The sequence below is a fragment of the Planotetraspora phitsanulokensis genome (assembly GCF_016863295.1).
In the GTDB taxonomy this organism is placed as follows: domain Bacteria; phylum Actinomycetota; class Actinomycetes; order Streptosporangiales; family Streptosporangiaceae; genus Planotetraspora; species Planotetraspora phitsanulokensis.
Genome location: NZ_BOOP01000004.1, coordinates 345,371 through 357,264 on the forward strand (window position 1 = coordinate 345,371; position 11,894 = coordinate 357,264).

General features: G+C 71.6%; 8 protein-coding genes. 5 read left to right on the forward strand and 3 right to left on the reverse strand.

The window, feature by feature from the left end:
• Positions 1-5: 5 nt before the first annotated feature.
• The gene (locus Pph01_RS07270) at positions 6-1,313 is read right to left on the reverse strand and encodes an ABC transporter substrate-binding protein (protein ID WP_204072176.1); all 1,308 of its coding nucleotides are present in this window, start codon (positions 1,311-1,313) and stop codon (positions 6-8) included.
• A gap of 29 nt (positions 1,314-1,342) precedes the next feature.
• Positions 1,343-3,442: an alpha-galactosidase gene (locus Pph01_RS07275; RefSeq protein WP_204072177.1), complete on the reverse strand. Its 2,100-nt coding sequence runs from the start codon at positions 3,440-3,442 to the stop codon at positions 1,343-1,345.
• A 112-nt stretch (positions 3,443-3,554) separates the two neighbouring features.
• Between Pph01_RS07275 and Pph01_RS07280 the strand changes: the two genes are divergently transcribed.
• The 4 genes from Pph01_RS07280 to Pph01_RS07295 all read left to right on the forward strand — a co-directional run bounded on the left by Pph01_RS07280 (position 3,555) and on the right by Pph01_RS07295 (position 10,227).
• The gene (locus Pph01_RS07280; RefSeq protein ID WP_204072178.1) at positions 3,555-4,721 is read left to right on the forward strand and encodes an ROK family transcriptional regulator; all 1,167 of its coding nucleotides are present in this window, start codon (positions 3,555-3,557) and stop codon (positions 4,719-4,721) included.
• Positions 4,722-4,792: 71 nt separating this feature from the next.
• Positions 4,793-6,733, forward strand: a complete 1,941-nt coding sequence (locus Pph01_RS07285; RefSeq protein ID WP_204072179.1) for an alpha-galactosidase D — start codon at positions 4,793-4,795, stop codon at positions 6,731-6,733.
• Positions 6,734-6,817: 84 nt separating this feature from the next.
• On the forward strand, positions 6,818-9,259 hold the full coding sequence (locus tag Pph01_RS07290; protein WP_204072180.1) for a glycosyl hydrolase family 95 catalytic domain-containing protein: 2,442 nt from the start codon (positions 6,818-6,820) through the stop codon (positions 9,257-9,259).
• A complete protein-coding gene (locus tag Pph01_RS07295) occupies positions 9,256-10,227 on the forward strand; it encodes an acetylxylan esterase (protein ID WP_204072181.1) in 972 nt (323 codons plus the stop codon). The genes Pph01_RS07290 and Pph01_RS07295 overlap by 4 nt, the downstream gene beginning before the upstream one ends.
• Here Pph01_RS07295 and Pph01_RS07300 read toward each other — a convergent pair.
• Entirely contained in the window at positions 10,224-11,039 is an 816-nt protein-coding gene (locus tag Pph01_RS07300) for a GNAT family N-acetyltransferase (RefSeq protein ID WP_204072182.1), read from the reverse strand. The genes Pph01_RS07295 and Pph01_RS07300 overlap by 4 nt on opposite strands.
• Positions 11,040-11,257: 218 nt before the next feature.
• Between Pph01_RS07300 and Pph01_RS07305 the strand changes: the two genes are divergently transcribed.
• The gene (locus tag Pph01_RS07305) at positions 11,258-11,860 is read left to right on the forward strand and encodes a phosphatase PAP2 family protein (protein ID WP_204072183.1); all 603 of its coding nucleotides are present in this window, start codon (positions 11,258-11,260) and stop codon (positions 11,858-11,860) included.
• Positions 11,861-11,894 lie beyond the last annotated feature (34 nt).

Genomic DNA, 11,894 nt, shown 5'->3' on the forward strand with positions numbered 1-11,894 from the left:
TCGGCTCACTCGGCCGCGTACAGGGACTTGGCCTGCGCCTCGATGGCGCGGGTGTCGATGGTGCCGTCCTTGATGAAGCCCTGCAGGGCCGGGATCATCACGTTGTTCGCCATCGCGGGCAGGGCGTCGCGGTCGAAGAACTGGCTGATGTACTTGGCGTCGGCGATCGCCGCCGCGCCCTTCTTGTTGAGCTCGCTGAACGACGCGGTGTTCGCGTCCTTCGCGGTCTGCAGGTTGGAGGAGTCCTTGGCGGCGTACGCGTCCTGACCTGCGCCGCTGCCGAAGAAGGCCAGCATGTCCTTGGCCGTCTTGTTGGACCCGGCCCGCTTCGACAGGACGAAGCCGTCGATGGGGGCCTCGATGGCGTCGGTGCCCTCGACCGCGATGGCGGGGAAGGGGAAGAAGTCGAGGTCGGCGAGGATCTCCTTGTCGGTGACGTCCTGCGCGATGAACGCCCCGATCAGGTACATGCCCGCCTTCTTGCTCGTCATGGAGCGGGCGCCCTCCTGCCAGGTCGCGCCGAGCGCGGCCTTGTCCTGGTACGGCAGCAGCGCCTTCCAGTTGTCGAAGACGTCCTTGACCTTCTGCTGGTCCCAGGACTCCTTGTGGGCGCACAGGTCGAGGTGGAACTGGTAGCCGTTCGTGCGCATGTTGATGTAGTCGAACGTGCCCATCGCCGGCCAGCCGTCCTTGTCGGCGAAGGCGATCGGGGTCAGGCCGTCCTTCTTCATCTGCTCGCACAGCGCGCGGAAGGCGTCGAAGGTGCCGGGGATCTCGTAGCCGTGCTCCTGCCACACGCTCTTGCGGTAGTAGAAGCCCCACGGGTAGTTGTAGTTCGGCACGAAGTACTTCTTGCCGTCCTCGCCCTCGGACGCCTTGGTGAGGCCTTCGGAGAAGTTGCCGCCGATCTGCGCCCACACGTCGTCGACCGGCGCGAGCAGCCCCTTGGCCGCGTAGTACCGCATCTTGTAGCCGGCGAACCAGGTGATCACGTCTTCGGGGTTGCTCTGCAGGTACGAGCTGATGTTGTCGACCAGCTGCGCGCGCGGCATCACGTTCGTCTTCACGGTCGCGCCGGACTTGGCCTTGAACGCGTCCACCATCGCCTGGATGGCGCTCCTCGGGACCGGGTCGGACAGCCCCGAGCCGACCGAGGTCGCCTTGACCGCCGGGTCGGACGGGGCGGGGCCGCCGCTGCAGGCCGCGAGCAGCGGCGCCGCGGCGAGCGCGGCGGCCCCGCCGCCGAGCCCCCTCAACAACGTGCGCCGGTCCAGCCTGGACTCGAGGAACGGCGTGGGGTTGTGCGATGCCATGGGATCTCCAATGGTGGTGAGGGGAGTGTTCATGCCTGGTCCACCCTCCGCAGGCGGACGAGGGCGCTGGCGTGGTCGCCCGGCGGCAGGCCGAGGGGCAGGCCCGACTGCAGCAGCACCGCTCCCGGGTAGGTCGCCCCGGTGTCCAGGTCCCGGTAGACGGCGTCCGGCCGTACGGCGGCCAGGCGCAACGGCGCCGGGGAGTGGCCGAACGCCCTGGTGGGGCACCAGGCGAGCACGACGTGCTCGTCCTCGCGGACGTACTCCACGCCGGTCAGCATGCCGTCGCCGCGCAGCCGGTGTTGCGCGCCGTGCTGGACGACGTGCCGGATGCGCTTGTACACGGCCACCAGTTCCGCGCTCTCCTTCAGCTCCTCCTGCGTCCACGTGGTGAGGTCGCCGCCGATGCCGGGGACGCCGGCCATGGCGACGTGGAACCTGAAGCGGAGCGGAGTCCGCCGGGCGGTGGCCACGTTGGGGCTGTCGGTCACCCAGGCGCTCATGACCTGCGCCGGGTAGAGCTGGCTGAATCCGCGCTGGATGCCGATCCGGTCGACCGGGTCGGTGTTGTCCGACGCCCACACCTGGTCGGTGCGGGCCAGGATGCCGAGGTCGGCCCGGCCGCCGCCGCCCGAGCACGCCTCGATGCGCAGGCCCGGGTGGTCGGCCCGCAGCCGGTCCATGATCCGGTAGACCGACCGCGTGTGCTCGATCCACAACCGGTCGGGGTCGCCGTGGCCGGGCCAGCCGGCCTCGGTGAAGGGGCGGTTGGCGTCCCATTTGAGGAAGTCGATCGCGTGCTCGGCCACCAGCCGGTCCAGCCAGGTGTGGGTCCACTCGGCGGCGTCGGGCCGGGCGAGGTTGAGCACCAGTTGGTGGCGCATCTCGGTCCGGCCGCGGTTGGCCATGTGCAGCACCCAGTCCGGGTGGGCCCGGTAGAGGTCGCTGTCGGGGTTGACCATCTCGGGTTCCACCCAGATGCCGAAGCGCATGCCCAGCCGGCGCACCTCGGCCGCGAGCGGGCCCAGCCCCGAGGGGAACCGGTCCGGGTTGGGCGCCCAGTCGCCGAGGCCGGCGCGCTCGCTCCTGCGCCCGCCGAACCAGCCGTCGTCCATGACGAACAGCTCGACGCCGAGGCTCGCGGCCCGTGCGGCGAGCGCCATCTGGCCGGCCTCGTCGACGTCGAATCCGGTCGCCTCCCAGGAGTTGTAGAGGACGGGCCGGGTCTCGTCGGGGTGGGCCAAAACACGTGCGCGGACGTGCGCGTGCCAGGCGCGACTGGCAGCCCCGAACCCGTTCGCCGTGTAGAGGCCGGCGAAGACGGGGGTCTCCAGCGCCTCGCCGGGCGCCAGCGACCAGCTGAGGCCCTCGTGGCCGAACCCGCCCGTCCACGTGGTCCGCCCGACCGGGTCCCGGTGCAGGGAGATCCGCCAGCTTCCGCTCCAGGCGAGCGCGGTGCTCCAGACCTCGCCGCAGTTCTCGCACGCGGTGCCGTCGTCGACCGCGAGCCAGGGGTTGGCGTGGTGGCTCGTCATGCCGCGCCGGCTGGTCAGGACCGTCTCGGCCACGGGGACGTCGGTCCGCCGGACCTGGAACTCGCTGTTCCAGCCGCCGACGAGGTGACTCATCCGGTAGTGCGCCCGGTGCGGCGCCGCCCAGGCGGCCGAGTCGCACCGCAGCACCGTGACCGGCGCCGTTTCGTCGCGGTTCTCGACGTTCGTCCACCGCTCGATCACGTCGCTGTCGTCGTGCACCCGGTAGTTGAGGGTCACGTGCAGGGGGTAGTGCCGATCGCGCAGGTGAATGCGCAGGTGGCCGCCGTCGACGTCGTGACCGGTGTAGCGCCATTCGACGCCACGCGTGCCATCGGCGAACCTGACCAGTAGGCTGGGCGGACCGAAGCGGGCCCCGCCCTCCACCGCCAGCTCGTCGACGCCTGCCACCGACTCGAAACTGCTCGCCGCCGGTGACACGCGCTCAGGCAGCTCGGCCGCCTGGTCGAGCGTCAGCGCGGCACCCCAGTGAACGTGCCGCACGCTGTCGTCCTCGGCGAGCCGGATGGCGTACGCCGAGGTCGGGCCGCGCAACAGCCACAGGCGGTGGTCGGGATGGAACAGCACGGAGGGCATCTGGTCCTCGAAATCGGGGCGGGCAGGCCGGTGAGTGCCGCTGAGCGTAGGCTTCGTCCGGCGCGCAAATCAATACTTGACGAAGGAAATTATTACGCCTACGTTTCGGGCCATGCTTACCGAGACCGGCACGGGCGCTCTCACGGAGACTCCGGCGGCGACGGCCGTGTTCACGGCTGTCCTGACCGAGGGGCCGTTGAGTCGCGTCAGCCTAGCGCGCCGGCTCGGGCTGTCCTCCGCCGCCGTCACCAAGGCGGCGCGGCCGCTCATCGAGATGGGCTACCTGCAGGAACTGGCCGCCACTGAACGGACGGGCCCCGGCGCGGGCCGTCCGGCCAGCCCGCTGGCCGTACAGGCCGACCGCGAGTACTTCGTCGGCGTGAAGATCACCGGCGACGAGCTGATCGGCGTGGTCATCGACCTGTGCGCCGACGTGCGGGCCTCGGCCCACCGGCCGCTGACCGACCCCGGCGTCGACGCCGTCCTGACCGAGCTCGGCCACCTCGTCGACGACCTTCTGGACGGCCCGGGCGGCTACCGGCCCCGCACCCGCAGACTGGGGCTCGCCGTATCCGGCGACGTCGACCGGGCCACCGGCCTGGTCAGGTACTCGCCGTTCCTCCAGTGGCACAACGTTCCGCTGCGCGAGCGGGCCGCGGAGGTCACCGGGCTCACCGTCACGGTGGAGAACGACGTGAAGGCGCTGACCACGGCCGAGCACTGGTTCGGCGAGGGCGTGGGCGCCGAGTCGTTCGCCCTCGTCACCGTGGGCACCGGCATCGGCTGCGGCCTGGTCGTCAACGGCCGGCTCGTCTCCGGCTCACACGGCGTCGCCGGCGAGATCGGCCACATCGGCGTCGACGCCACCGGCCCCGAGTGCCACTGCGGCGGACGGGGCTGCGTCGAGGCCATCGCCGGCACCCCCGCCATCGTCCGGCAGGCCAGGCAGACCTCGGGCCGGCCCGACCTCACCATGGACGACGCCGTCGCCCTCGCCCGCGCCGGCGACGAGCGGATCGGCGCCGTCTTCGCCCGCGGCGGCGAGGCGATCGGGCTCGGCATCGCGGCCGTGGCCAATCTGGTCGGCCCGGCCAGGATCGTCGTCTCCGGCGAAGGCCTCGCGGCCTATGACCTGTTCGAGAGGCACATCCGCACCGGCTTCGAGCGCCAGGCCTTCGGCGCCGCCGTCGAGTGCCCGCTGTCCATCCGCCCGCTGCCCTTCGAGCAATGGGCGCGCGGAGCGGCCGCGGTGAGCATCCAGTCGCTCGTCGCCCCCTGAACGCCCCCTCGCATCCCCCCTCGTCCGGCCGCCTCCCCGGCCGGAATCACCCCCACCCAGGAGGCGTGACTGTGCAGTCGCAATCAGGCATTCCCGGACGCCCCGGCGGCTCCCCCGCCCGGCGCGGACGCGGGATCCGCACCGGCGCCGCGGCCCTGGCCGCCGCGCTGACCGTGACCCTCGGCACGGGCGCGGCCTCGGCGCAGGCCGCCGGGCCGGGCCCGAAGCCCAAGCAGCACGCGGTCGCCGTGACACCTGGCGCCGTCACCGAGGACCCCTCCTCCGCCGAGCGCGCGGCCGCGCAGAAGGCCTCGAGCGCCGCGGCGGCCGACGGCGTCGCGGCCCGCCCGCTCATGGGCTGGAGCAGCTGGAGCCTGCAGTCCACGAACTACCCGGGGGTCAACCCCGGGGGCAACGGCAACTGGCTGACCGAGGCCCACGTGCTCGAGCAGGCCGACGTGCTGGCCGAGAAGCTCAAGCCGTACGGCTACGAGTACGTCAACATCGACGCCGGCTGGTCGAGGACCACCTCCTGGGCGCCCGGGTTCGACGAGTACGGACGCGAGATCGCCTCGCCCGAGCGGTTCCCGCACGGCATGAAGTACGTCGCCGACCAGATCCACGCCAAGGGCCTCAAGGCCGGCATCTACCTCGCCGTCGGCCTGGCCAAGGAGGCGTACGCGGGCGGCACGACGCCGATCTGGAACGCCCCCGGCTGCACCACCGCCGACATCGTGTACCCGGACCTGCGCACCACCAACGGCTGGGACAGCTCCTACAAGATCGACTTTTCGAAGCCCTGTTCACAGAAGTACATCGACTCGCAGGCCCGGCTGATCGCCGACTGGGGTTACGACTTCCTGAAGCTCGACGGCGTCGGCCCCGGCTCGTTCAAGAGCGGTGACAACTACAACAACATCCCGGACGTCGCCGCCTGGCGGGCGGCCATCGACGCCACCGGCCGCCCGATCCGCTTCCTGGTGTCGTGGTCGCTCGACCGCAACCACGCAGCCGACTGGAAGAAGTACGCCAACGGCTGGCGCATCCAGACCGACGTCGAGTGCTACTGCGACACCCTCGTGACGTGGAACAACTCAGTCAAGATCAGGTGGGACGACGTGCCGGCCTGGACCCCGTGGGCGGGACCCGGCGGCTGGAACGACCTCGACTCCCTGGACGTCGGCAACGGCGAGATGGACGGACTGTCCAAGGACGAGCGGCAGAGCTACATGACGTTGTGGGCGATCTCCGCGGCGCCGCTCTACACCGGTGACGACCTCACCACGCTCGACTCCTACGGGCTGTCCCTGCTCACCAACAAGGAGGTCATCGCGGTCGACCAGCAGGGCATCCCGGCCCGGCCGGTGACGCCCACCGGCCCCGGCCAGGTCTGGGGCGTCAAGAACACCGACGGCTCCTACACCGTCGCGCTGTTCAACATGGGCAGCCTGCCCGCCCAGGTGACCGCCGACTGGACCAGCTTCGGCTTCGGCGGCAAGGCCGCGGTGCGCGACCTGTGGCAGCACTCGGACCTGGGCGTCCGTGACGGCTCCATATCCGCCACCCTCCCGGCGCACGGCTCCCGGCTGTTCCGGGTCACGCCGAAGAGCCCGGCTCCCAAGACGGTCTCCTACGAGGCCGAGGCGAGCGGGAACACCCTCGTGAACGGAGCCTCGAACGCGGGCTGCTCCGGCTGCTCCGGCGCCGCGAAGGTCGGCAACCTCTACAACGGCGGCGCACTGCGCATCAACAACGTGACCGTGCCGAAGACGGGCGTCTACCAGGTCAACATCCGCTACGTCACGGGCGACCCGCGCTCGGCCACGGTCTCGGCCAACGGCCAGAACGCGGTCACCCTGGCCTTCCCGCCGAGCGGCGGCTGGGACATCGCCGCCACCGTCACCGTGCCCATGCAGTTGCACGCCGGCGCCAACACCATCGAGATCGACAGCAGCACCCCGGTCTACTCGCCGGACATCGACAAGGTCGAGGTCCCGCTGAACGTCCGGTAGTCACCACATCGGGGAGCCCGGGACGGCGTCGCCGTTCCGGGCCCCGACATCATCGACACCATCGCACTCCCCGGGGGGCACCACATGGAAGAGGAACAGGCGGCCGGCGACGACCTCGTGCTGGCGTGGCCGCGGCCGGCGGCGAACTGGTTCGAGGCGGCGCCCGTCGGCAACGGACGGCTCGGCGCGATGGTGTTCGGCGGCCCCGGCCGCAGCCGGCTCCAGGTCAACGACTCCACGGTCTGGTCGGGGCGGCCGCAGGGCCCGGCCGACGCCCTCGCCGCGGTTCTCGCCTCCGGCGCGGGCCCGGAACGGCTCGCCGAGGTGCGGCAGGCCGTCCGCGACGAGGACCACCGGCGCGCCGAGGACCTGCTGATGTCCTTCGAGGGCGACTACAGCCAGGAGTACCTGCCCTTCTTCGACCTGTGGGCGACGGTGGAGGCCGACGGCGACGCCGCCTACCTGGGGCGCACGCTGAACCTCGACGACGGCGTGGCCGGCGAGGCCTTCGAGCTCGGCGGACGCTCCGTACGCCGGAGGATCTGGGCGAGCCGGCCGGCGCGGGCCGTCTGCGTCGAGGTGACCGTCGAGGGCGGGACGGCGGACATGCGGCTGGAGGCGTCCTCTCCGCTGCGAGAGGTCCACCGCGCCGCCGACGCGTCCGGGCTCACGCTCGGCGTCGAGGTCCCCGTCGACGGCGCGCCGATGCACGAGCCGGACGTGGCGGAGCCCCTGCGGTACGCCGCCTCCGCGGACGGCGGATACGACCCGTTCGCCGCGGCTGCCGTGCGCGTCGCCACCGACGGAGAGGTCTCGGCCTCCGACGGGGTCTGGTCGGTCCGCGGCATGTCCCGGGCGCTGATCGTCATCACCAGCTCGACCAGCGCAGCCGACTACTGGGCGAACCCTGCGGACGAGGTCCGTTCCGCGTCCAGGGAGGACCACCTGGCCCGTGCCGTGCGCGACGCGGAGGCGGCGGTCGCGGCGGGCGCCGCGGAGCTGCTGCGTGCGCACCGGCGCGACCTGCGCGGCCTGCTGAGCCCGGTGCGGCTCACGATCGGCGACCGGCGGGCGGGCACGTTCGACGTCGAGAAGGACATCCTCACCGGCGAGGACGAGGGCCTGGTCGCCACGGTGATGTTCCAGCTCGGCAGGTACCTGCTCGCGTCGTCGTCCCGGCCCGCCGCCGGGCCGCCCGCCAACCTGCAGGGCATCTGGAACGCCGACATGCGTCCCCCGTGGTCGTCGAACTACACCATCAACATCAACACCCAGATGAACTACTGGGGCGCGGAGAGCGCGGGTCTGCCCGAGTGCCACGAGCCGCTGTTCGACCTCATCGAACGGCTCGCGCGGACCGGGGGCCGGGTCAGCAGGGAACTGTACGGCGCACGCGGCTGGGTCACCCATCACAACACCGACATGTGGGGCTGGTCCCTCCCTGTGGGCATGGGGCACGGGAACCCGTCGTGGGCGATCTGGATGATGGGCGGCGTCTGGCTGGCCCATCATCTCTGGGAGCACTTCGAGTTCGGCCAGGACCTTGAGTTCCTCCGCGACAGAGGATGGCCGCTGCTGCGCGGCTCCGCCGAGTTCTGCCTGGACTGGCTGGTCGACGGCCCGGACGGCCGGCTGGACACCATCCCCTCCACCTCGCCGGAGAACCTGTTCGTCTCCCGTCAGGGCACCCCCGAGTCGTTGTCGTACTCCACCGCGATGGACATGGCGCTGATTCGCGCCCTGTTCTCGCACTGCCTCGAGGCGGCGGACGCCCTGGCCCTCGACGACCCGATCCTCGACCGGATCCGTACGGCGACGCCGCGGTTGCGCCCGCCGCAGATCGCACCCGACGGGCGGCTGCGGGAATGGGCCGAGGACCATCCGGAGCAGGACCCGCACCACCGGCACCTGTCGTTCCTCGCGAGCGTCTACCCCCTCGGGCAGATCGATCCCGTACAGACGCCGGACCTCGCGGCGGCGGCCGTGCGGTCGATGGACGCCCGCGGCCCCGGCGCCATGGGGTGGTCCTGGGCCTGGAAGATCGCGTTGCGCGCGCGGCTGGGCGACGCCCGCACCGCACGGGACCTGTTCCTCGAGGCGACCCGCCCGTACAGCGACGACCCGGAGGTGAACCTCCCCGTCGACGGCTCGCTCTGGGGCGGGCTGCTGCCCAACCTGTTCAGCACCCATCCCCCGTTCCAGATCGACGGCAACTACGGGTTCACGGCTGCGCTGCTGGAGATGGTCGTGCAGAGCCACGGCGGGGTCATCGGCATCCTTCCCGCCCTCCCCCGGGAGTGGGACGACGGATCCGTGCGGGGTGTCCGCTGCCGCGGCGGCTGGATCGTCGGCCTCGACTGGCGGCGCGGCGGGCTCACCTCGCTGACCCTTCGCAACGCCCTTCCGGGAACCCGCACCGTGCGCGTCCGCCTCGGCGACGAGACCGTGGAACGGACCCTCGCCGGAGGTGAGGAGGTCCTCCTCGGACCGTCACTGGACATTCGTGAGAAAACACCTGGCCGATGACCGCCGGACCCGAACAGGCCGATCTCTGGGCGTACCGCAGTCCCTACGAGACGCCGGCGGACTTCGACGCGTTCTGGCGCGGCACCCTCGACGCCGCGGCGTCCCACCCCCTCGACCTGACGCTGACCCCGGTCGGCACGAGGCTGCGGACCATCGACGTGTTCGATGTGACCTTCCGCGGATTCGGCGGCGACCCGGTCAGGGCGTGGTTGCGCGTCCCCCGCCACCGAAGCGGTCCGCTGCCCGCCGTCGTGCAGTTCCACGGCTACGCCAGCGGCCGCGGCCACCCGCTGGAGGACCTGCTGTGGCCCTCCGCCGGCTACGCGCACCTGCTGATGGACACGCGAGGCCAGGGCGGGGCGTGGGCGGGCGGGCACACCCCGGATCCGGTCGGCTCGGGCCCGTCGTACCCGGGGTTCATGACCCGTGGCATCACCGCGAAGGAGACGTACTTCTACCGGCGCGTGTTCACCGACGCCGTCCGGGCGGTCGAGGCGGCGCGCGCCGTCGACCTGGTCGATCCGGCGAGGGTCTCGGTCGTCGGCGCGAGCCAGGGCGGCGGGATCGCGCTGGCCGCGGCGGGCCTGGTGCCGGACCTGCGCGCGGTTCATCTCCAGGCGCCGCTGCTGTGCGACATCCGGCAGGGCGTCCGGCAGAGCACCGACGGCCCGTATCTCGAGATCGCCGGATACCTGGGCACGCATCGAGGCGCGGTGGCGGGCGTCTTCGAGACCCTGGCGTACTTCGACGGGATCGCCTTCGCGCAGCGCGCCACCGCGCCGGCGTGGTTCTCGACCGGGCTGCTGGACCAGGTGTGCCCGCCGTCGACCGCCTTCGCGGCCTTCCACGCCTACGCGGGCCGCAAGGAGATCCGGGCCTGGGAGTTCAACGGGCACGAGGCCGGCGGATCCCTCGACCTGGAGATCGCCCTCGACGCGTTCGAATCGCCGACGGCGGGCACCGCCTAACCGAGCTCGATGCTGGTGACGGCGAAGATCCCCGGCAGGTCGACATCGGGCACGGGCCCGGTGTACATCCGGGCCGCCTCGAAGACCGGCTCCAACCCGAGCCGTTCCAGCATCAGAACGGACGCCATGTTGATGTCGGGGACGTCGATGACGACGGGCGACCCCGGCACGGCGGCCGCCAGCGCGTTCATCAGCGCGAGCGCGACGTCCGGGGAGGAGGCGTAGAGCGGCCCGACCCGCGGCGAGGGCCCGGCGGCCCGGATGACGCCGAGACCTTGCAGCCGGCCGTCGCGCACGGCAGCGAGAGCCGTACGGTCGGGCAGGTTGACCCATGAGGCCAGGAACGCGTCGCGCGGCGCGGGGAAGAACCGGCGGTCGTAGGCGGCGAGCAGGTCGAACGGAACCGTCCGCGCGTCGATCAGTGTGACGTCGCCGGGCGCGTCGGCGCTCTCCGGCACGCCCTCGAACCGGAGGTTGTTCCAGGCGCGCCGGAACCCCGACTTCTGATAGTTGTCCTGTTGCTCGACGACCCCGTCGAGCCCGATGTTGCGGCCGGCGAGGTGTTCGACGCCCACCCGCCAGACCTGGATTCCGTAGCCCTGCCCGCGGACCGGCGGGCGGGCGATGTAGAACCCGATGAACCCGAAATCGGTTCCGTACCGGACGGCGGATATCGACGCGACGGCCTGTCCGTCGAGCCTCCCGAAGAAGAAGCCGCGCGGATCGGCGGAGAAGAAGCTCTGGCCGTCCGACCTGCCCGGGTTCCAGCCCTCGTCGGCGGCCCATTCGCCGAGCCGTCTGATGTCGTCCACGCTCGCGGTGGTAATGCGGAAATCCGCCATCGCCGAATCCTTTCCAACAAGGACTTCCCCCACCCGCGGAGCCGCGCGGCGGGCGGGGCCGACCGGCCCCGCCCACTGCCCGACGTCGCGGGGCGGCTTCGCATCACGTTAGGTCAGGCGGCGGTCGGAAAGGTGGGCGTGTCACACCCACGTTTTTCGCGGCGGAACGCCCCGGATAGGGTCCAGGCGTGGTGATCGGGAAAGGCATGGTGAGCGGGAAGGGCGCCGGCGCGGCCGTCACGGCGACGGCCACGCTGGGACTGGGATTGTGGGTGGCGGGCGATCAGCGGCCCGGGCCCTTCGAAGGCGGACTCCAACGCTGGATCATCGAGGAGTTCTCGCGGGACGGCCTGCTGTTGCGCCTGTTCCTTCTGCCGACGGAGCCATATGTCCTGATCCCCCTGATCGCACTGATGACCTTCGTCTGCGCGGCGCGGCGCCGCTGGGACGCGGTCGCCCTCTGCCTTGCCGGAACGCTGCTGCCGGTGGCGCTCAACACCTGGGTGCTCAAACCGCTGTTCGACCGCCCGCTCAACGGCTACCTCGCCTATCCGAGCGGCCACACCGTCAGCCTCGTCGCCACGCTCACCGTGCTGACCGTGCTGGCCAGAGCGGGGACGGCGCGGGCCGTGACCGCCGCGGTCGCCGTCGTCGTGACGGTCACGGCGGGGATCGGCCTCGTCGGCAGCGGCTACCACTACCCCGTCGACGTGATCGGAGGCGCGTGCTTCGCGGTCGCCGCCGTGCTCACGGTGTCGATCCTGCTGGGCCGCCTTCGCGTGGATCGCTGATCGTCCCGGCTCAGGACGAGGTCACCGGCGGCGC

Bases quoted from the DNA above. Each gene is read 5' to 3' on its own strand.
- Pph01_RS07280 (WP_204072178.1), top strand. From the start codon at position 3,555: ATGCTTACCGAGACCGGCACGGGCGCTCTCACGGAGACTCCGGCGGCG.
- Pph01_RS07270 (WP_204072176.1), bottom strand. From the start codon at position 1,313: ATGGCATCGCACAACCCCACGCCGTTCCTCGAGTCCAGGCTGGACCGG.
- Pph01_RS07290 (WP_204072180.1), top strand. From the start codon at position 6,818: ATGGAAGAGGAACAGGCGGCCGGCGACGACCTCGTGCTGGCGTGGCCG.
- Pph01_RS07295 (WP_204072181.1), top strand. From the start codon at position 9,256: ATGACCGCCGGACCCGAACAGGCCGATCTCTGGGCGTACCGCAGTCCC.
- Pph01_RS07275 (WP_204072177.1), bottom strand. From the start codon at position 3,442: ATGCCCTCCGTGCTGTTCCATCCCGACCACCGCCTGTGGCTGTTGCGC.